A 19,496-nucleotide genomic window follows, 5' to 3' on the forward strand; every position below is an offset into this window, starting at 1 on the left:
GCCACCAGACCCCCCAGTGCGAAGACACAACGAACCGGGTACGTATCTAGCGATCAAGGCTTGTGCGTGACTTGGAACCGGCTACAAGCGCAGGTCAGGGACGGTCGGTTCCGGCCCCGGGCGCAGCGAGGCGCGCAGGCGGGCCATCTCCCCGGCGATCGTGGCGACGGTCCAGTGCGCGTTGAGCCCGCTCGGGTTCGGCAGCACCCACACGCGGGCTCCGCCGACCTGCTCGGGCTGGGGGCCGATGACCGCCTTGGGCCGCGCGAAGGCCGTCCGGTACGCCGAGATGCCGAGCACGGCCAGCACCTGCGGCCCCAGCTCGCCCACCTTTTCCGCCAGCTGCCGGCCGCCCGCCACGAGCTCGTCCCTGGTCAGCTCCGCCGCCTTGGCGCTGGCCCGGGGGACGATGTTCGTGATGCCCAGCCCGTACGAGGGGAGCAGGTGCTGCTCGGCCGGGGCCAGCAGGCGCGGCGTGAAGCCGGACAGGTGCAGCGCGGGCCAGAACCTGTTGCCGGGCCGGGCGAAGTGGTGGCCGGTGGCCTCCGACATCAGGCCGGGGTTGATGCCGCAGAACAGCACGTTCAGGCCGGGACCGAGCACGTCGACAAGCACGTGCCGGAGATTAGCCCACTCCGCGGCGTGGTCAGCCCATGTCTTCCAGCTTGCGGCCCTTGGTCTCCTTGACCCATTTGCTGACGAAGAAGAAGGACAGCGCGGCGAACAGGGCGTACATGGCGTAGGTGAGCGGCAGGTTCCACTCCGACAGCGCCGGGAACGAGACCGTGATCAGCCAGTTGGCGATCCACTGCGCCGCGGCGGCGACGCCGAGCGCGGCGGCGCGGATGCGGTTGGGGAACATCTCGCCGAGCAGCACCCAGACCACCACGCCCCACGACAGGGCGAAGAACAGCACGAACACGTTGGCCGCGACGAGCGCGATCGGCCCCTGCGGGCTGGGCAGCGAGACCACGCCGCCGACCTCCCGCGACGCGCTGAACGCCCAGGCCGCGGTGCCCAGCGCGATCGCCATGCCGGCCGAGCCGACGAGCAGCAGCGGCTTGCGCCCGATCCGGTCGACCAGCGCGATCGCGATGAACGTGCCGATGATGTTGATGATCGAGCTGGAGAAGCTGATCAGCAGCGAGTTGCTCTGGTTGATGCCCACCGACTGCCACAACACCGACGAGTAGTAGAAGATCACGTTGATGCCGACCAGCTGCTGGAACGCCGACAGGATGACGCCCACCCAGACGATCGGCAGCAGGCCGAGCGCGCTGCCGCGCAGGTCCTTCAGCCCCGGCACGCGCTCGGTCCGCAGCACGTGCTGGATCTCGGCGATCCGGGCGTCGAGGTCCACGTCGTCGCCCTCGACCTCGGCCAGCACCTCGCGGGCCTTACGCGACCGTCCCGACATGATCAGGTAGCGCGGCGACTCGGGGATGGTGGAGGCGAACAGCAGGTAGAGCAGGGCCGGGACGGCGCAGGCGCCCAGCATCCACTGCCAGGCCTGCAGCCCCCACAGGTGGTTGTTGACGTCGCCGCCGGCCAGCTCGGCGATCAGATAGTTGACGAGCTGCGAGACCGCGATGCCGAGCACGATGGCGAGCTGCTGGAACGAGCCCAGCCGCCCCCGGTAGGCGGGCGGCGCGACCTCGGCGATGTAGGCCGGACCGAGCACCGACGCCATGCCGATCGCGAAGCCCGCGATGACCCGCCACAACCCCAGGTCCCAGATGGCGAACGGCAACATCTGCCCGATCGAGCTGACGGTGAACAGGCCGGCGGCCACCTGCATCGACCTGGTACGCCCCCACCGGTCGGCCAGCCCGCCGCCGATCCAGGCCCCGAGCGCGGACCCGAGCAGCGCGATGGCCACGACGAAGCCGATCTGGACCGCTCCCACGTCGAAGTGCCGCTGGATGCCGGTGACCGCGCCGTTGATGACCGAGCTGTCGTATCCGAACAGGAACCCGCCGATGGCCGCCGCCGCGGTGATGAAGACGACGTGGCCCAGATGCTCCTGATGGGTGTACCGAGTTGCCATACAGGTCCCTTCCCCGTGATCGGGGACCTACCCGGAGATCACCTGTATAGCGCGGCGCTTACCCAACCTTGCCACAAACCGGACGTCACGCCCGGGTCAGCCAGAAGACCGCGATCACGACGACCGCCACCACCACCGCCACGGCGTACCGCAGCAGCGCGCGCCCGAGAGCACGCCGGACGTAGCCGGGACGGTGACGGTCGGCGGTCATCACGTTCTCCTTCGCGAGGTTGGGCTCCTGCTCGGGAAAGGCTCCCGCACGGGGACGGGGGCCGGGGTCACAGGCGCGGGTCCACCGGCTCGGACTCCAGGGCGAGCACCGCGAAGACCGGCTCGTGCACCCGCCAGCCCGCCTCGCCGACCGCCAGGCGCGACAGCGCCTCCAGGCCGAGGGCGTACTCGCGCAGCGCGAGCGAGCGCTTCTTGCCCAGGAAACGGCGGCGCAGCACGTCGAGGGACTCGGTGTAGTCGGGCCCGTAGATGATCCGCAGGTACTCCCGGCCGCGCACCTTCACGCCGGGCTGCACCCGGCCGGGCACGTACGTGGCCGGCTTGACCACCATGCCCTCTCCCCCGGCGGCGGTCAGCTCCTCCCACCACGCGGTGGCCGCGGCCCTGGACTCCGGCGAATCCAGCGTGACCGACACGTTCCTGGTCGGCGCGATCAGCGGCGAGTCGAGCAGCGCCAGCGTGGACAGGTGCCAGGCGTGCGGCTGCAGCGCCGTGGCCCGTCCCTCGCAGGCCAGGATCTGGAACGGCGCCAGCCTGATGCCGTCGAGACCGTCGACCGGCCAGCAGTAGCGCGCATAGGCGTCGCGGAACAGGGCAGCGTTCTCGGAGCGGCGTCGGGTGCGGGTCAACAACCCACCCACATCCAGCCCGCGTCCGGCCGCCGCTTCCAGAGCCGTGACGGCCTCGGGCAGCGCGGCCCGCGCGGCGGCGCCGACGGAGGCGTACTGCGACCTGATCAGCTCGCCCGCCTTGGCCGACCAGGGCAGCAGCTCGCAGTCGAGCACGACCCAGTCGGAGCCCAGCTCCTCCCACAGCGGCTCGCAGGCCGCGCGCACCGCCTCGACCAGCGGCGTCATGTCCCGGAAGAACGGCCGTCCGGTACGCGTGTAGACCGCGCCCGTGCTGCCGTCGGCCACGCCGAACCGGGCCGCGGCGACCTCGGGCGTCCTGGCCAGCACGGCGACGGCGCGCGAGCCCATGTGCTTCTCCTCGCACACGACCTCGCTCACCCCCGCCGCGGCGAACTCCTCGAACGCCTCGTGCGGGTGCTCCAGGTAGCCGTCGAGCCTGGACGTCTCCGGCGGCGCCATCGTCGGCGGCAGGTAGACCAGCCAGCTCGGGTCGACCGCGAACCGGCTCATCACCTCCAGCGCGGCGGCCGCGTTCTGCTCCAGCACCTTGACCCGGCCGCCGAAGCGGGTCTCGACGTGCCGGGTGCCGATCACGTCGCCGACGTCGAGCATGCCCGGCTCGCGGGCGGGCTCGCCGAGCGGCTTGGTCGGCTCGTACCAGACCTGCTCGGCCGGCACCTGGACGATCTCGCGCTCGGGGTAGCGCAGCGCGGTCAGGTGGCCGCCGAAGACGCAGCCGGTGTCCAGGCAGATCGTGTTGTTGACCCACTCGGGGGTGACCGTGGGCGTGTGGCCGTAGACGACCATGGCCCGGCCGCGGTACTCGTCGGCCCACGGGTAGCGGACCGGCAGGCCGTACTCGTCGGTCTCGCCGGTGGTGTCGCCGTACAGGGCGAAGGCGCGCACGCGCTTGGAGGCGCGGCCGTGGTAGGACTCCTTCAGCCCGGCGTGCGCGACGACGAGCCGGCCGCCGTCCAGGCGGTAGTGGCTGAGCAGGCCGTCCATGAACGTCCGGGCCCGCTCGGCGAACTCGGGCGGCCCGGCGGCGAGCTGGTCCAGCGACTCGCGCAGGCCGTGGGCGACGGTGACCTTGCGGCCGTTCAGCGCGCGCACGAGCTTCTGCTCGTGGTTGCCGGCCACGCAGAGCGCGGTGCCCGCCTCGACCATGTCCATGACCAGGCGCAGCACGCCCGGCGTGTCGGGCCCGCGGTCGACCAGGTCGCCGACGAACACGGCGGTGCGGCCCTCGGGGTGGGTCAGGCCCTGCCAGCCCAGCTTGGCCAGCAGCCTCTCCAGCTCCGAGCGGCAGCCGTGCACGTCGCCGATGATGTCGAACGGGCCGGTCAGCTCGGTCCGGTCCGACCACGCCTTCTCGTAGGTGATCTCGGCGTTGTCGATCTCCTCCAGGCCGCGCAGCACGTGCACCCGCCGGAAGCCGTCGGCGGAGATCTTGGACAGCGAGCGGCGCAGCTCCTTGCGCTGGCGGATCACCACGCCGGGGCCGAAGTCGCGGTCAGGACGCGCGGCGTTGCGCTCGATCGCCACCTCCTCGGGCGTGTCCAGCACGATGGCGTCGGCCAGCACGTCGTGCTTCCTGGCCAGCTCGATGAGGCTCTTGCGGGCGGGGTACTGGACGTTGGTGGCGTCCACGACGGTGAACAGCCCCCTGGCCAGGCGGACGCCGACGATGTGGTGCAGCAGGTCGAACGCCGCGGGCGTGGCGGCCTGGTCGTTCTCGTCGCCGGACACCAGGCCGCGGCAGAAGTCGGAGGAGATGACCTGCGTGGGTTTGAAGTGCCGGCGCGCGAAGGTGGACTTGCCGCTGCCGGAGACGCCGACGAGCACCACGAGCGACAGCTCAGGAACGCTGATCACGGGTGAAGACTCCCATCTGGGTGGGCGGGCCGACCTCGGGGTCGTCCTCGCCGACGGGTTCGACGGCGACGTGGTAGCCGTACCGGGCGGCCACCTGGCCGGCCCAGGCGGCGAACTCGGCCCGCGTCCACTCGAAGCGGTGGTCGGGGTGGCGCAGGCCGGTCAGGAACTCGTAGCGCACGTTGTGCTCGATGTTGGGGGTGGTGACGAGCACGTGGTTCGGGCGGGCGCGGCCGAACACGACGCGTTCGAGCGCGGCCAGCCGCGGCGGGTCGACGTGCTCGACGACCTCCATGAGCACGGCGGCGTCGTAGCCGGCCAGGCGCTTGTCGGTGTAGGTGAGCGCGCCCTGGAACAGGGTGAGCCGGGCCCGCTTGCTGTCGGGCATGCGGTCCAGGCGCAGCTTGCGGGCGGCGATGGTGAGCGCCAGGGAGGAGACGTCCATGCCGGCCACGCGCGCGAACCTGGGCCTGGCCAGCAGCGCGGCGACCAGCTCGCCCTGCCCGCAGCCCAGGTCGATCACGCTGACCGCGCCGAGCTCTTCCAGCTTGCGCAGCACGGCCTCGCGCCGCAGCGTGTTGAGCGGCCGCGCCTTCCGCACCGCGCCGGCCCCCTCGGCTTCGGCGGCGGCCTCGGCGAAGGCGGCCTCGTCGGCCGCGGTCTCCCCGGCGGGGGCCTCCTCGGCGAGCGCCGGCTCCAGCTCCTCCTCGGTCTCGTCGCCCAGCTCGGCCAGCCTGGTCAGCGCGGTGCGGGCCAGCGCCCAGCGCCGCCCGAAGTAGCGCCGGGCGATCAGCCCGCGCTCCGGGTGCCCGCCGAGCCAGCCCGCCCCCGCCCTGACCAGCTTGTCGATCTCGTCGGAGGCCATCCAGTAGTGCTTGCCGTCGTCGAGCACGGGGAGCAGCACGTAGAGGTGGTTGAGCGCGTCGGCCAGCAGCAGGGTGCCGCGCAGGGTCAGCCGCACGTACCGGGACTCGCCCCATTCGGGGAAACCCTCGTCGAGCGGCAGCGTCTGCGCCTCCACCGCCCACCCCAGCGGCTCGAACAGCCGCCGGGCCAGCTCGGGGCCGCCCCGGCAGGGCAGCGCGGGCACCCGGATCTCCAGCGGCAGCGGGGTGCCCGGCAGCTCGGGACGGGCCTTGCAGCGGCCCGCCCGCGCGGTGCGGAAGACGTCGGCGAGCGCGACGGCCAGCAGCGAGGAGGCCGCGTACGGTCGATCGTTGACGTACTGCGACAGGCTGAAGTCGGGCGAGTTGCGGCCGCGCGAGCGGACCAGCGCGATCGGGTCGACCTCCAGCAGCAGGGCCGCCGTGCAGCGCTCCTCGCCCGCCTCCGGGTAGAACACCGTGGCCGTGCCGAACGATTGGCTGAACTCCTGCACGCGCTCGGGATGCTTGTGCAGGAGGAAGCCCAGGTCGGTGGCCGGCGCGGCGGTGGTCGTGATCGTCAGCAGCACGTCCCAAGTGTGCCGTAGCCGGACGAAGCACCGCCAACGGAATTACACGTGCGGCAACACCTCGGCGGCGATGAGCTCCAGGTGCTCCAGGTCCGCCAGGTCGAGGACCTGGAGGTAGACGCGCTCGGCCCCGAGCTTGGCGAAGGCGCCCAGCTTGGCCAGCACCTCCTCGGGGGTGCCGCACAGGCCGCCCTCGCGCAGCGCGCCCGGCTCCTGGCCGATGGCGGCGGCGCGCCGCTCGATCTCGGCCTCGTCGGCGCCCACGACGACGGTCTGCGCCGCCGACAGGATCAGGCCGCGGCCCGCCTCGTCGGCCGCCTCCCGGACCCGCGCGAACGCCTGCCCGGTGTCGGCCAGGGTGCGGAACGGCACGTTGTACTCGTCGGCGTACGCGGCCGCCAGCCGGGGCGTGCGCTTGGCGCCGAAGCCGCCGATGATCACCGGCGGCCGGGGCCGCTGGACCGGCTTGGGCAGCGCCGGTGAGTCGACCAGCCGGTAGTAGCGGCCCTCGAAGGAGTAGGAGTCCTTCGCCGTCCACAGGCCGGTGACGATCTCCAGCTGCTCCTCGAACCGGCCGAACCGCTCGCCGAGCGGGGGGAACGGGATGCCGTAGGCGGAGTGCTCCCCGTCGAACCAGCCGGTGCCGAAGCCCAGCTCGACCCGGCCGCCGCTCATCTGGTCGACCTGGGCCACGCTGATCGCCAGCGGGCCGGGCAGCCGGAAGGTGGCCGGCGTCACCAGCGTGCCGAGCCTGATCGTGGAGGTCTCCCTGGCCAGGGCGCCGAGCGTCACCCAGGCGTCGGTGGAGCCGGCGCCGGGGTCGCCGGGGCCGATGCGCTGGTAGTGGTCGGACCGGAAGAAGGCGTCGAACCCCAGGCGTTCCGCGGCCTGGGCGACGGCGAGCAGGTCGTCATAGGTGGCGCCCTGCTGGGGCTCGGTGAAGATCCGCAGCTTCATGAAGCTCATTATCCGCCCACATCGGACGGCGACCGGAAAAGCCCCACGCCGTCCGGCGAACGCTTGCTACCTTCACCAGCAACCGCTGAAAGTAGCCGATCGATCACGATGGGTGGCATATGTCGCGGAAAGCAAGAGAGTCCGGCACGCTCCCCCGCCCGCTGGCGGTGCTCGCCGCGTTCGTGCTCGCCGGAGCCACGGCCCTGGCGATCCGGATGTTGCCCGCGGGCGCCGAGCCCGCGCCGCCGGCCGGCGCCGCTCCCGTCCGCTTCGCGCCGCCGCAGCGGCCGGCGGCGGTCCGGCAGCCGCCGGGTTCTTTCGTGGGGTTCGTCGACACCGCCCGCGACCCGGAGTTCGACCTGGCGGCCGAGTCGCGCGCCACCGGCGTCGCCCGGTACGCGCTCGGCCATCTCGTCGCCGACGGCGACGGCTGCCTCGTCCGGTGGGCCGGGCCGCCGCAGCCGGCGGACGACCCGGATGCCGCCGGGCTCGGACGGCTGCGGGCGGCGGGCGAACCGGTAGCCGGGCTCGGGCGGCTGCGGGCGGCGGGCGGCGACGCCTTCCCGGTGTTCGGCGGGCCCGGCGGGGACGACCCGGCCGTCACGTGCACCAGGCCGGGCGGTCTGGCCACCGCCTACCGCAAGGCGGTCGGCGCGTTCGGGGCGGCCGCGGCGGCGTTCGAGATCCGCGACGCCGCCGACCCTGCCGTCGCGCCGCGCAGGGCGCGGGCGCTGCGCGCCCTGCAAGGGGAACGGCCGCTGCGGGTCTTCTTCACCCTGCGCCTGACACCGGACGGGCTGGACGCGGCCGATCTGGCGGCGCTGCGCGCGACCCGGCGGGAGGGCGTCCGGGTGGACGCCGTCGAGCTGCTGGCCGAGATGGAACCGCGTACCGGGCCGCAGGGGCGGCTGCGCAGGCTGGGATCGGCCGTGCGGGCGGCGGCCGGGCAGCTCGCGCGGGCCTACGGCCTGGCCGACGAGGAGCAGGTGTGGGAGCGGCTCGCCCTGACCCCGGTGCTCGCCAGGGCCGGCGATCTGGACGAGCCGGAGGCCCGCAAACTGGCGGAGTACGCCGTCCGGCACGGGCTGGCCTGGTTGTCCCTGCGCGGCGCATCCCCCAAACCGGAGATATCCCGCATTCTCTGGATGACACACTCCTGACATAGGATTTCTCCCGAATCCAGGGGGTGAGGGAGACGATGGCGAGCCGTGCCGAGAGCGCACGCAAGATCCTCATCCACTGGATGGACGTCATGGTCACCCTCCTGGGCCTGGTGTTCGTCACCCTCGTCATCGTCTACGCCACGCGCGGCCTGATGGGCCTGCCGCAGGCGCTGCTCGCGATCGCCTGCCTGGCGGGCCAGTTCGCGCTGTTCCCCTCCGTGCTGCGGGCCGCCTTCGACGACCGGCCGCGGCCAACGGCGAAGCTGCTGGTGTCCGGGGCGTGCGCGGCCGGCTCGGTGCTGCTGCTGCCGCACGACGAGATCGCGAGCACGGCCACCTGGCTGGAGACCGGCGTCCTGTGGGTGTCGGTGGCCGCGTTCTACCTGCCGCTGTGGGCCACGGCCTGCCTGGGCGCCACCGTGACCGTCCTGGTCAGCGCGTACGTCGTGGCGATCACCGACCGGTCCTGGGCCGGCACGCTGATCCCCGAGGCGGCCAGTTGCGCGCTCATGGTCGCGGCCATGCTGCTGTGGCGCTGGCTGTGGTGGACGATCAGGGACGCCAGCGACGGCCAGGAGGCCAAGGCGCGCCTGGCCATCGCCGAGGAGCGCCTGCGCTTCGCCCGCGACCTGCACGACCTGCTCGGCCGCAGCCTGTCGGTGATCACGCTGAAGAGCGAGCTGGCGGCCAAGCTCGCGGCCAAGGACCAGGCCAGGGCCCTCGCCGAGATGGACGAGGTGCGCGAACTGGCCCGCAGCTCGCTGGCCGAGGTGCAACTGGCCGTGGACGGCTACCACACGCTCGACCTGGACACCGAGCTGGCCGGCGTACGGGCGGCGCTGGAGGCGGCCGGCGCCCGCTGCCTGATCGAGACCAGGGCCGGCGACCTGTCCCCCGCCGGGCGTGCGCTGCTGGCGTGGGTCGTGCGCGAGGGCGGCACGAACGTGCTCAAGCACAGCTCGGCCACCACCTGCGCGATCACGATCGAGGGCGGCGTGCTGGAGATGCGCAACGACGGCGTCAAAGATCTCTCCGCGGCGCCGGGCAGCGGCCTGCGCGGCCTGTCGGAGCGCCTGACCACGGCGGGCGGCTCGCTCTCGGCCGCCCCGACGCCCACCGGCGAGTTCCTGCTGCGCGCGGCGGTGCCCGCGTGAGGCGGCCGACCCGGCTGGACAAGGTCCGCTGGCTGATCGTCTACTCCACCGACATCATCCTGCTGGTGTCCGCGACCGGCTTCTACAACCTGTACCTCCTCGGGCAGAGCGTCGACCTGCCCGGGCAGGTGTTCGTGGCCGCCGGCGTGCTGCTGCTGGTCTTCATGGCGCTGGCCACGCGGCCGTTCCGGATCGCCGTGCGCGGCGGCCCCCGCCCGACGGCGCTGCTGGCCGTGTCCGGGGTGCTCGCCGTGGTCCTCGCGGCCGGCACGATCCTGTACACCGTGCCGGTGTGGCTGGCGATGCTGGCCCCCTTCGTCCGCCGCCGGACGATCGTCACGTTGTCGGCCGGCTGGATCGCCGTCCTGGTCGTCGTCCTCGCGCTGACCATGGGCCTGCCCGTGGAGATGGTGTCGGCGGTCGCGGTGCTGGCCGTGTTCACCGGGATCGGCGTGGGGGGCGTGCTGGCGAACCTGTGGTTGTGGCGGGTGGCCAAGGAGGCGCACGAAGGGCAGGAGGCCAGGTCCAGGCTGGCGGTCTCGGAGGAACGGCTGCGCTTCGCCCGCGACCTCAACGACCTGCTCGGGCAGAGCCTCGCCGACGTCTCGGCCAGGACCGCCCGCGCCGCCGAGTCGCTGCCCGGCGACCCGGCCGCCGCCGAGCGGGCCATGTTCGAGGTGCGCGACCTGGCCAGGCGGTCGCTGCGCGAGGTGCGGGCCGTGGTGCAGAACTACCGGGCGCTCGACCTGGACGAGGTGTTGGCCGGCGTCCGGGCGGTGCTGGAGGCGGCCGAGGTCCGCTGCACGGTACGGGCCGACACCACGGCGCTGGCCCCGGAGGCGCGCACCCTGCTGGCCACCGTCGTCCGCGAGGGCGCCACCAACGTGCTCAAGCACAGCACGGCCGAACGCTGCACGATCACGATCGAGAACGGGGTCCTGGAGATGTCCAACGACGGGGTGAGCGGCCCGGTGGGCGAGCACGCGGCCAACGGGCTGGCGGGCCTGGCCCAGCGGGTCGGCGCGGCGGGCGGCGTGCTGCGGGCCGAGCCGACGTCCGACGGCGGCTACCTGCTGCGCGCGGCGGTGCCGGCATGACCACCCGCGTGCTGCTCGCCGACGACGAGCACCTGATCCGCGGCGCCATCGCCGCGCTGCTCGACCTGGAGGACGGCATCGAGGTCGTGGCCCAGGTGGGCCGGGGCGACGAGGTCGTGGACGCGGTCGCCGAACACCGCCCCGACGTGGCCGTGCTGGACATCGAGATGCCCGGCATGGACGGCCTGAGCGCCGCCGAGCGGATCAGCGCGCAGTGCAAGATCGTCATCCTGACCAGCCTGGGCCGCCCCGGCTACCTGCGCAGGGCGATGGCCGCCGGCGTGAGCGGCTTCCTGGGCAAGGACGCCTCCGCCGAGGAGCTGGCGATGGCGATCCGCAAGGTCATGGCCGGCGGCCGCTACCTGGACGCCGAGCTGGCCGCCGCCGCGATGGCCGCCGGCGACAGCCCGCTGACCGAACGGGAGCGCGACGCGCTGCGCCTGGCGGGCGACGGGGCGACGATCTCCAGGATCGCCGGCGAGCTGCACCTGACCGAGGGCACCGTGCGCAACTACCTGTCCAGCGCCATGACCAAGCTCAACGCCCAGAACCGGCTGGAGGCGATCCGCACCGCCCAGCGCATGGGCTGGCTCTGACCCCAGCGCTGGTCGCCTCAGCGCTGGTCACCCCAGCCCCGGTCACCTCACCCCCGGTGACCTCAGCCCCGGTGACCTCAGCGCCGGTGACCTCAGCGCCGGTGACCTCAGCGCCGGTGACCTCAGCGCCGGTGACCTCAGCGCCACTGGGTGATCCGGCGCAGCACGTACTCCACCGGGCCGTGGCGGTGGGTGCGCAGCCAAAGTGCGCTCGCCCACACGAGCACGGTGTAGATCACCAGGGCGACGCCCATCACCGCGATCGGTGACAGGCGGCCCGCGAGTGCGAGGCCGTACCCGGTGAAGACCAGCGCGATGAGCAGCGACTGGCCGACGTAGTTGGAGGCGGCCACCCGTCCCGGCGCGGCCAGGACGCGGGCCGCCGCCGGGAAGCGCCCGATCAGCCGGAGCAGGGTGGCGACGTAGGCGGCGGCCAGCAGGATCGAGGTGAGCGTGTTGACCGCGCCGCCGATCAGCTCGACCGCGCCGGTCCGGCCGGACGTCCAGGCGTACAGCAGGCCGCCGGGCAGGCCGACGCCGAAGCCGGCCCACTGGACGCGGGCCAGCAGGCGGGGCCGGCGCCCGAGTCCCTCCAGCAGCCTGGACTTGCCGGCCGCGAGCCCGAACAGGAACATGGCCAGCGCGGTCGGCCCCTGGAAGAGCCAGATCATGGCCACGAGCGGCGGATAGAGCTCGGTCTGCATCGTCAGGAAGTCCAGCGGCCCGCCGGTGGCCAGGGCCAGCACGCGGGCGGCCGCCGCCGGGTCGGCCGCGGCGGGCTGCCCGGCGGCCGGGTCGAGGGTGGACAGCCAGGCCAGGGCCAGCCAGAACAGGGTCAGCGCGCCGATGATCGAGGAGCCGGCGATGACGGCCGTCCTCGGTCTGAGCCCGCGCAGGGCCAGCAGGACCAGGCCGAGCACGGCGTACAGGGTGAGGATGTCACCGATCCACAGCAGCAGGCCGTGCGCCAGCCCGATGACGAACAGCGCCAGGCAGCGGCGCAACGTCCTGGCCCGCACGCTCGCCCCCGCCCGCTCGGCCGCCCGCATCTGCAACGTGAAGGAGTACCCGAACAGGAACGAGAAGATGATGTAGAACTTCGTCAGCACGAACGCCGTGATCGCCAGAGCCACGGGCCCGTCGGGGATCGGCATGGCGCCCGACAGCGCGTACCCCGGGTCGGCCAGGAAGCCGATGTTCGCGACCAGGATGCCCGCCAGCGCGAACCCGCGTACGGCGTCGATCTCCTGGACGCGTCCGGCGAGGGTGGTTTGCGTCATGCCCCGACGCTAGGGACGCCTCCCCGCGCGGCGCGTCCGTCCTTGGTCTGGACGGGCGTGACCAAAGACTCAGCCGGGCGGATCGGCCGCGGCGGCGGCCACGGCGGCCTCGGCGGTGGGGTAGACCGGCAGGTGCGCGTCGACCCCGGTGATCTCCAGCAGCCGGGCGGGGGCGCCCTGCGGGGCCGCGAGGTAGATCCGGGCGTCGTGCGCGCGGGCCTCCTGGTGGCAGGCGAGCAGGGCGTGCAGCCCCGAGCTGTCCATGAACGTCATCGCGCTCAGGTCGAACACCACGTGATCGGCCGGACGCGCCCTGGCCTGCCGGACGTGCTCCCGTAATCGCGCGTGGTTGGTGGCGTCGAGCTCACCGCACACCTCGATCACGGTCACGCCGGGCAGGTGCCGATGGCTCATCGTCAGCGGCGTCATCGGCGGCCTGTCCGATCCTGGGCGGCCCGCGCCTCCGGAGGCGACCATGGATGCACGATAGACAGCTTCACCCGCCCGAGGTTCCGGCAAACCGTCACGATGAGGTCACGCCTTGCCCGGGCGGCGGCAGTCAGCGCTTCACCAGCAGCGCCACGCACTCGACGTGGTGGGTCATCGGGAAGGCGTCGAAGGCGCGCAGGTCGGTCAGTTCGTAGCCCAGCTCGCCCAGCCACTTGAGGTCTCTGGCCAGCGTCGCCGGGTCGCAGGAGACGTAGACGATGCGCAGCGCCTCCAGCCCCGCCACGCGCTCCACCACCTCGCGCCCGAGGCCCGACCGCGGCGGGTCGACCACGACGAGGTCGGCGCGCTCGATCTGGAACCGGTCGAGCGCCTCCTCGACCCGGCCGCGCTCGACCCTGGCCTGCGGCAGGTCGCGCAGGTTGGCGCGGGCGTCGCGGACGGCCGCCGCGTCGGACTCCAGCCCGAACACCGCGCCCTCGGGCCCGACCGCCTCGGCCAGCCCGGCCGCGAACAGGCCGACCCCGCAGTAGAGGTCGAGCGCCCACTCCCCCGGCTCGGGCGCGGCGTAGGCCAGCACCGCGTCGAGCAGCGTCTCGGCCGCCCCCGGGTGGATCTGCCAGAAGCCGCTGCCCGCGACCCGGAACTCGCGGTCGCCCACATGCTCGTGCAGCACGCCGGAGCCGCGGCGCGGCACCGTGCGGCCCTTGCCCTGGTCGAGCAGGATCGAGGCGGGCGCGTCGAGCTCGGGCACGCTCACGCTGCGCCGCGGGCGCGGCGAGACCACCACGGCACGGTCGCCGCCGGCCGAGGCGATGACCTCGATGCTGGCCGCACCGGGCCACGCGTGGTCTTCGGCGGCGACCGCCTCGACCTCGGGGTGGGCGATCAGGCAGGCGTCGACGACCTCGATCTCGTGCGAGCGGTGCCGGCGGAAGCCCAGCTCGCCGGCGGGCGTGGCGGCGAACTGCACGCGGGTACGCCAGCCGAGCCCGTCCTTGGCGCCGGGCACCTCTTCCACGACGACCTCGCGCTCGATGCCCGCCAGCCGGTGCAGCTGCTCGGTCACGACCTGGGCCTTGAGCCGGCGCTGCGCCTCCAGCGTGGCGTGCTGCCAGTCGCAGCCGCCGCAGCGGCCGGGGCCGGCGTACGGGCAGGGCGGGACGACGCGGTCGGGCGAGGGCTCCAGGATCTCCACGGCGTCGGCGCGCAGGAACCGGCTGGTCTCCTCGGTCACGTCGGCGATCACCCGCTCGCCGGGCAGCGCGTGCCGGACGAAGACCACCCGCCCTTCATGGCGTGCCACACACCAGCCGCCATGCGCGACCGGACCGACCGTCAGCTCCAGAGATGCCTGTTCCACACCCCCACCCTATGGTGAGCCGCCACGGGCGACGTCCGCGCGCCCTGCCTCGTGCCCCGCATGCCCACTTGCCGGACTTGAGTCATTACTGTGGGTGACGATGGACAGAAGTCGGGTGGTGCGCCGGCGGCTCGGATTCGGGGGCACGCTGCTGGCCGTGCTGTTCGCCTGCGCCTCGCTGACGCCCTCGCTGCTGCCGCGCACGTGGCTGTTCCAGGGCGTGATGGGCGCGGTCACCGGCATCCTCGGCTACGGCGTGGGGGCCACGGCGGGTGCGCTGGGGCGGGCGGCGATCCCGTACCGGCTGCCGGAGCGGGGGCGGCGGGCCGCCTGGCAGATCATGATCGGCGGCTGCTCGGGGCTGACCGTCGTGGCGCTCTGGTACAGCATCGACTGGCAGCGGGACGTGCGGGCGCTCATGGGCATGGACGTCCGGATCAACTGGTTCCCGCCGGTGATCCTGGCGGTGGCGGTCACGCTCTTCGCGCTGTGCCTGCTGCTGGCCCGGCTCGTCCGGCTGGCCGGGCGCAGGCTGATCGACTGGCTCGACCGGTACGTCCCCGCCTACGTGGGCCACATCGCCGGCGTGCTGATCGTCGCCTCCGTGGTCGCGGTGTTCGCCGACGACGTGTTGTTCTCGGGGTTCCTCAACACGATGAGCGACATCTCCTCGGTCACCAACGAGGGCACCCATCCGGGCGTGCGCAGGCCGGGCTCGGCCAAGGTGTCCGGCGGGCCGGGGTCGCTGGTGGCCTGGGACTCCCTGGGCCGCGAGGGCCGCCGCTTCACCGGCACCGCCTCCACGGTCTCCGAGCTGACCGCCTTCTCCGGCCGCCCGGCGACCGAGCCCATCCGCGTGTACGTCGGACTCGGCGCCACCTCCTCGCCCCGGCAGCAGGCCGCGGTGGCCGTACGGGAGCTGGAACGGACGGGCGGCTTCGGCCGTCCGGTGCTCGCGGTGCTCGGCACCACCGGCACCGGCTGGGTCGACCAGCACATCGCCGACTCGCTGGAGTTCATGTACAACGGCGACACCGCCATGGTCGCGGTGCAGTACTCCTACCTGCCGAGCTGGGTGTCGTTCCTGGCCGACCGGCACAAGGCGGCGGCCGCCGGGCGGGCCCTGTTCGAGGCGGTGCGCGCCAGGTGGGACCGGCTCCCGCCCGGCCACCGGCCCCGGCTGCTGGTCGCCGGCGAGAGCCTGGGCTCCTACGAGCTGGAGAACTCCTTCCGCGACCTGACCGACCTGGTCGCCCGGACCGACGGCGCGCTGTTCGTCGGCCCGCCCAACGCCAACCACATCTGGAACCACCTCACCACCCACCGGGACCCCGGCACCCCCGTCTGGCGGCCGGTCTACCAGGGCGGCAGGACGGCCCGCTTCGCCCAGCACCCGGCCGACCTGTGGCGTCCGCGGAGCCCGTGGCAGCCGCCGCGCGTGGTCTACCTGCAGAACGCCACCGACCCGGTCGTGTGGTGGTCGCCCACGCTGATATACCACCGGCCGGCCTGGCTGGAGGGCCCTCGGGGGCCCGGGGTGAACCCGCAGATGAACTGGTTCCCGCTGGTGACGTTCTGGCAGGTGCTGGTGGACATGACGGCGGCGATGTCCGTGCCGCCCGGCCACGGCCACCGCTACGGCGCCAACATCGTGGACGGGTGGGCCGCCGTCGCCGCGCCGCGGGGCTGGACGGCGTCCGACACCTGGCGGCTGCGGGCGCTGGTCAGCGCGCCTTGATCTGCCCCTCGTCCTTGACGGTCTGGTGCCAGGGACGGCGCACCGCGCCCGGCGCGTACGGCTCGGGCCGGCCCTTGAGCCGGTCGGAGGAGTGGAGCTGCCAGGGCACGCTGGTCACCATGACGCCCGGCTTGAACAGCAGCCTGGCCTTCAGCCGCAGCGCGCTCTGGTTGTGCAGCAGGTGCTCCCACCAGTGGCCGACGACGTACTCGGGGATGAAGACGGTGACCACGTCCCGCGGCGAGCGGCGGCGCAGGCTCTTGACGTAGTCGAGGATGGGCTGGGTGATCTCGCGGTAGGGCGAGTCGAGCATCTTGAGCGGCACCGGGATGCCGCGCCGCTCCCACTCCTCCTGCAGCTGGCGCGCCTCCTCGCCCTCGACGCCGACCGTGATCGCCTCCAGGGAGGACGGGCGGGTGGCGCGGGCGTAGGCGAGCGCCCGCATGGTCGGCTTGTGGATCTTGGAGACCAGCACGATCGCGTGGTTGCGGGCCGGCAGCATGGCGGGCTCGTACTCGTCGGTGATCTCCAGCTCGGCCGCGACCTTGTCGTAGTGGCGGCGGATGCCCTTCATCATGAGGAACAGCACCGGCATCGCGATGACCACGATCCACGCCCCGACCAGGAACTTCGTCAGCAGCACGACGATCAGCACCAGGCCGGTCATGATGGCGCCGAAGAAGTTGATCACGCGCGAGCGGTGCATCTGGTGGCGGACCTGGCGGTCGGTCTCCGTCCTCAGGTGACGGGTCCAGTGGATGACCATGCCGGTCTGGCTGAGCGTGAAGGAGACGAACACGCCGACGATGTAGAGGTTGAGCAGGCGGCTGACGTCGGCCTGGAAGCCCCACAGCAGCAGGCAGGCGCCGAGGGCCAGGATGATGATGCCGTTGGAGAAGGCCAGCCGGTCGCCGCGGGTGTGGAGCTGGCGCGGCAGGTAACGGTCCTGTGCGAGGATCGAGCCGAGCACGGGGAAGCCGTTGAAGGCGGTGTTCGCGGCCAGGAACAGGATGAGCGCGGTCACCGCGGAGATCACCACGAACGGCAGCGAGCCGCCGCCGAACACCGCGTCGGCCACCTGCGAGATGATCGGCTGCTGGTAGTAGCCCTCGCCGACCGGGGTGCCGTCGGGCCTGAGCAGGTCGTGGGCGACGACGCTCGGCTCGGCCACCCGCACGCCGGAGGCCAGCCCCAGCGCGATGATGCCGCCGAACATGGTGATGGCGATCAGGCCCATCATGAGCAGGGTCGTGGCGGCGTTCTTGCTCTTGGGCTTGCGGAAGGCGGGCACGCCGTTGCTGATGGCCTCGACGCCGGTCAGCGCGGCGCAGCCGGAGGAGAAGGCGCGCAGGATCAGGAAGGCGGCGGCGAAGGAGGCCAGGTTCGTCTGCTCGGGCCGGATGGTGAACCCGGCGCTGGGCGCGTGCAGCTCGTCGCCGAACACCAGCAGCCGGATGCCGCCCCAGGCGACCAGGCCGATCACCGCGAACATGAAGGCGTACGTGGGGACGGCGAAGGCCGCGCCGGACTCGCGGATGCCGCGCAGGTTGACCACCGTGAGCAGGATCACGATGATGATGGCGATCGCGGGCCGGTGCTCGGCCACGAACGGGATGGTCGCGCCGACGTAGTCGACGCCGTTGGCCACCGACACGGCGACGGTCAGCACGTAGTCGACCATGAGGGCGCTGGCGACGGTGAGCCCCGCGTTCTTGCCCAGGTTGGTGGTGGCCACCTCGTAGTCGCCGCCGCCGCTCGGATAGGCGTGCACGTTCTGCCGATACGACGCCACGACTGTGAGCATCACCACCACGACGGCGACGGCGATCCACGGGCTGTAGGAATAGAACGAGACGCCGGCCAGCGACAGGATGACCAAAATCTCCTGCGGGGCGTAGGCCACCGAGGACAGCGCGTCACTGGCGAAGACCGGCAGGGCGATGCGTTTGGGCAGGAGTTGCTCGTGGAGCTGCCCGCTTCGCAGGGCACGTCCCACGAGCACGCGTTTGACAAGATCCGTTACCTTCGCCACGTAACGAGATGCTAGCCGCATGCCGATGCCCTAAACGCGGCGCTCCCCCATCGGGCCATACTGGTGTCGAGCAACCGGCCGACCGCGAAGTGCGGGGGAGTATGCATATTGTGATCATGGGATGCGGCAGGGTCGGTTCGACCCTCGCCCACATCCTCGAGGACAGCGGCCATTCCGTCGCCATCATCGACCGTGACCCGCAGGCGTTCCGCCGCCTGCGCGCGGGGTTCCGGGGGCGGCGGGTGACCGGCGTCGGCTTCGATCGCGACGTGCTCACCGAGGCCGGCATCGAGTCGGCGGCCGCCTACGTCGCCGTCTCCAGCGGCGACAACTCCAACATCATCTCCGCGCGCGTGGCCCGCGAGACGTTCGGCGTCGACAACGTCGTCGCCCGCATCTACGACCCCCGGCGGGCCGAGGTCTACCAGCGTCTGGGCATCCCCACGGTGGCCACCGTCCGCTGGACGGCCGACCAGATCCTGCGCCGCATCCTCCCCGAGGGCGCCGAGCCGCTGTGGCGCGACCCCACGGGCACGGTCGTGCTGGCCGAGGTGGCCGCCAACCAGGCCTGGATCGCCACCCGCGTCGTCGACCTGGAGAGCCGGGCCGGCGCCCGGGTGGCCTTCATCAACCGGATGGGCGAGGCCCTGACCATCACGGACGAGACCGTGGTGCAGGAGGGCGACCTGCTCCACGTCATCGCGGCCGAGAACGACATGGACCGGATCAACAAGGTGCTCGCCGCGGCGCCGGAACAGGACGACTGATGCGCATCGCCATCGCCGGCGCGGGCGCCGTGGGCCGTTCCATCGCCTCCGAGCTGCTGGAGAACGGCCACGAGGTGCTGCTCATCGACGTCGACCCGCGCGCGATCAAGATCGACAGCGTGCCGCGCGCCGAGTGGCTGCTCGCCGACGCGTGCGAGATCGCCTCGCTCGACGAGGCCGGGCTCGGCAACTGCCACGTCGTGGTGGCCTCCTCCGGCGACGACAAGGTCAACCTCGTGGTGTCGCTGCTGGCAAAGACCGAGTACGGCGTGCCGCGCGTGGTGGCCCGCATCAACCACCCCAACAACGAGTGGCTGTTCAACGAGTCGTGGGGCGTCGACGTCGCCGTCTCGACGCCGCGGCTGCTGAGCGCGCTGGTGGAGGAGGCGGTCAGCGTCGGCGACCTGGTGCGGCTGATGACGTTCCGCCAGGGCCAGGCCAACCTCGTCGAGCTGACGCTGGCCGAGGACGCCCCGGTGGTGGGCCAGCGCGCCGGCTCGGTGCCGTGGCCGGTCGACTCCGCGCTGGTGGCGATCCTGCGCGAGGGCCGGGTGCTGGTGCCCACCGCCGACGACCCCCTGGAGGCGGGCGACGAGCTGCTGTTCGTGGCCAGCCAGGAGGTCGAGGAGGAGCTGGCCCACCTGCTCTCGCAGCGCTGAGCCCG

Annotated in this window: 17 protein-coding genes; 7 read left to right on the top strand and 10 right to left on the bottom strand. The window is 72.7% G+C overall.

Translation table 11 applies throughout. The features are described 5' to 3' along the window. Positions 1-81 precede the first annotated feature (81 nt). The 6 genes from mug to AB0J71_RS16125 all read right to left on the bottom strand — a co-directional run bounded on the left by mug (position 82) and on the right by AB0J71_RS16125 (position 7,195). The gene (gene mug / locus AB0J71_RS16100; protein ID WP_364414689.1) at positions 82-615 is read right to left on the bottom strand and encodes a G/U mismatch-specific DNA glycosylase; all 534 of its coding nucleotides are present in this window, start codon (positions 613-615) and stop codon (positions 82-84) included. Positions 616-646: 31 nt separating this feature from the next. Next, complete coding sequence (locus tag AB0J71_RS16105) at positions 647-2,047, bottom strand: sugar porter family MFS transporter (protein WP_364414691.1); 1,401 nt, start codon at positions 2,045-2,047, stop codon at positions 647-649. An 85-nt stretch (positions 2,048-2,132) separates the two neighbouring features. Then, positions 2,133-2,258: a hypothetical protein gene (locus tag AB0J71_RS16110; protein WP_352326762.1), complete on the bottom strand. Its 126-nt coding sequence runs from the start codon at positions 2,256-2,258 to the stop codon at positions 2,133-2,135. A gap of 67 nt (positions 2,259-2,325) precedes the next feature. Next, positions 2,326-4,785 (bottom strand): polynucleotide kinase-phosphatase, encoded by a 2,460-nt coding sequence (locus AB0J71_RS16115; RefSeq protein ID WP_364414693.1) that lies wholly within the window; start codon positions 4,783-4,785, stop codon positions 2,326-2,328. Beyond that, a complete protein-coding gene (locus AB0J71_RS16120; protein WP_364414695.1) occupies positions 4,769-6,238 on the bottom strand; it encodes a 3' terminal RNA ribose 2'-O-methyltransferase Hen1 in 1,470 nt (489 codons plus the stop codon). The genes AB0J71_RS16115 and AB0J71_RS16120 overlap by 17 nt, the downstream gene beginning before the upstream one ends. A 42-nt stretch (positions 6,239-6,280) precedes the next feature. After that, a complete protein-coding gene (locus AB0J71_RS16125) occupies positions 6,281-7,195 on the bottom strand; it encodes an LLM class F420-dependent oxidoreductase (RefSeq protein ID WP_352326765.1) in 915 nt (304 codons plus the stop codon). A gap of 119 nt (positions 7,196-7,314) precedes the next feature. On the opposite strand from AB0J71_RS16125, the gene AB0J71_RS16130 reads away from it, so the two are divergent. The 4 genes from AB0J71_RS16130 to AB0J71_RS16145 are packed head-to-tail and all read left to right on the top strand — an operon-like array spanning position 7,315 to position 11,205. Continuing rightward, on the top strand, positions 7,315-8,355 hold the full coding sequence (locus AB0J71_RS16130) for a hypothetical protein (protein ID WP_364414697.1): 1,041 nt from the start codon (positions 7,315-7,317) through the stop codon (positions 8,353-8,355). A gap of 38 nt (positions 8,356-8,393) precedes the next feature. Next, positions 8,394-9,512, top strand: a complete 1,119-nt coding sequence (locus tag AB0J71_RS16135) for a histidine kinase (RefSeq protein WP_364414699.1) — start codon at positions 8,394-8,396, stop codon at positions 9,510-9,512. Then, positions 9,509-10,609 (top strand): histidine kinase, encoded by a 1,101-nt coding sequence (locus tag AB0J71_RS16140; RefSeq protein WP_352324058.1) that lies wholly within the window; start codon positions 9,509-9,511, stop codon positions 10,607-10,609. Before AB0J71_RS16135 ends, AB0J71_RS16140 begins: the two co-directional genes overlap by 4 nt. After that, positions 10,606-11,205, top strand: coding sequence for a response regulator transcription factor (locus tag AB0J71_RS16145; protein ID WP_125646369.1), 600 nt, complete (start codon positions 10,606-10,608; stop codon positions 11,203-11,205). Before AB0J71_RS16140 ends, AB0J71_RS16145 begins: the two co-directional genes overlap by 4 nt. A gap of 137 nt (positions 11,206-11,342) precedes the next feature. On the opposite strand, the gene AB0J71_RS16150 is transcribed toward AB0J71_RS16145, so the two are convergent. The 3 genes from AB0J71_RS16150 to AB0J71_RS16160 all read right to left on the bottom strand — a co-directional run bounded on the left by AB0J71_RS16150 (position 11,343) and on the right by AB0J71_RS16160 (position 14,295). After that, positions 11,343-12,485, bottom strand: coding sequence for a DUF418 domain-containing protein (locus AB0J71_RS16150; RefSeq protein WP_364414701.1), 1,143 nt, complete (start codon positions 12,483-12,485; stop codon positions 11,343-11,345). A 69-nt stretch (positions 12,486-12,554) separates the two neighbouring features. Next, positions 12,555-12,962, bottom strand: a complete 408-nt coding sequence (locus AB0J71_RS16155; protein ID WP_352324056.1) for an STAS domain-containing protein — start codon at positions 12,960-12,962, stop codon at positions 12,555-12,557. A gap of 82 nt (positions 12,963-13,044) precedes the next feature. After that, positions 13,045-14,295 (bottom strand): class I SAM-dependent RNA methyltransferase, encoded by a 1,251-nt coding sequence (locus AB0J71_RS16160; protein WP_364414703.1) that lies wholly within the window; start codon positions 14,293-14,295, stop codon positions 13,045-13,047. Between the two features lie 100 nt (positions 14,296-14,395). Here AB0J71_RS16160 and AB0J71_RS16165 point away from each other — a divergent pair, with 100 nt between their 5' ends. Then, positions 14,396-16,033 (top strand): alpha/beta-hydrolase family protein, encoded by a 1,638-nt coding sequence (locus AB0J71_RS16165; RefSeq protein ID WP_352324054.1) that lies wholly within the window; start codon positions 14,396-14,398, stop codon positions 16,031-16,033. On the opposite strand, the gene AB0J71_RS16170 is transcribed toward AB0J71_RS16165, so the two are convergent. Next, complete coding sequence (locus AB0J71_RS16170) at positions 16,020-18,065, bottom strand: APC family permease (RefSeq protein ID WP_352324053.1); 2,046 nt, start codon at positions 18,063-18,065, stop codon at positions 16,020-16,022. The genes AB0J71_RS16165 and AB0J71_RS16170 overlap by 14 nt on opposite strands. Before the next feature lie 101 nt (positions 18,066-18,166). Between AB0J71_RS16170 and AB0J71_RS16175 the strand changes: the two genes are divergently transcribed. Together AB0J71_RS16175 and AB0J71_RS16180 are read left to right on the top strand one after the other, a co-directional pair. Beyond that, complete coding sequence (locus AB0J71_RS16175) at positions 18,167-18,832, top strand: TrkA family potassium uptake protein (RefSeq protein WP_352324052.1); 666 nt, start codon at positions 18,167-18,169, stop codon at positions 18,830-18,832. Continuing rightward, complete coding sequence (locus AB0J71_RS16180; RefSeq protein WP_352324051.1) at positions 18,832-19,491, top strand: TrkA family potassium uptake protein; 660 nt, start codon at positions 18,832-18,834, stop codon at positions 19,489-19,491. The genes AB0J71_RS16175 and AB0J71_RS16180 overlap by 1 nt, the downstream gene beginning before the upstream one ends. Positions 19,492-19,496: the final 5 nt, after the last annotated feature.

It is taken from the genome of Nonomuraea sp. NPDC049637 (assembly GCF_040675235.1).
GTDB lineage: Bacteria > Actinomycetota > Actinomycetes > Streptosporangiales > Streptosporangiaceae > Nonomuraea.

What these genes read in the sequence shown, in the direction of transcription:
- AB0J71_RS16105 (WP_364414691.1), bottom strand. Translation starts at nt 2,047, where the DNA reads ATGGCAACTCGGTACACCCATCAGGAGCATCTGGGCCACGTCGTCTTC.
- AB0J71_RS16110 (WP_352326762.1), bottom strand. Translation starts at nt 2,258, where the DNA reads ATGACCGCCGACCGTCACCGTCCCGGCTACGTCCGGCGTGCTCTCGGG.
- AB0J71_RS16125 (WP_352326765.1), bottom strand. Translation starts at nt 7,195, where the DNA reads ATGAAGCTGCGGATCTTCACCGAGCCCCAGCAGGGCGCCACCTATGAC.
- AB0J71_RS16130 (WP_364414697.1), top strand. Translation starts at nt 7,315, where the DNA reads ATGTCGCGGAAAGCAAGAGAGTCCGGCACGCTCCCCCGCCCGCTGGCG.
- AB0J71_RS16135 (WP_364414699.1), top strand. Translation starts at nt 8,394, where the DNA reads ATGGCGAGCCGTGCCGAGAGCGCACGCAAGATCCTCATCCACTGGATG.
- AB0J71_RS16145 (WP_125646369.1), top strand. Translation starts at nt 10,606, where the DNA reads ATGACCACCCGCGTGCTGCTCGCCGACGACGAGCACCTGATCCGCGGC.
- AB0J71_RS16150 (WP_364414701.1), bottom strand. Translation starts at nt 12,485, where the DNA reads ATGACGCAAACCACCCTCGCCGGACGCGTCCAGGAGATCGACGCCGTA.
- AB0J71_RS16155 (WP_352324056.1), bottom strand. Translation starts at nt 12,962, where the DNA reads ATGGTCGCCTCCGGAGGCGCGGGCCGCCCAGGATCGGACAGGCCGCCG.
- AB0J71_RS16165 (WP_352324054.1), top strand. Translation starts at nt 14,396, where the DNA reads ATGGACAGAAGTCGGGTGGTGCGCCGGCGGCTCGGATTCGGGGGCACG.
- AB0J71_RS16175 (WP_352324052.1), top strand. Translation starts at nt 18,167, where the DNA reads ATGCATATTGTGATCATGGGATGCGGCAGGGTCGGTTCGACCCTCGCC.
- AB0J71_RS16180 (WP_352324051.1), top strand. Translation starts at nt 18,832, where the DNA reads ATGCGCATCGCCATCGCCGGCGCGGGCGCCGTGGGCCGTTCCATCGCC.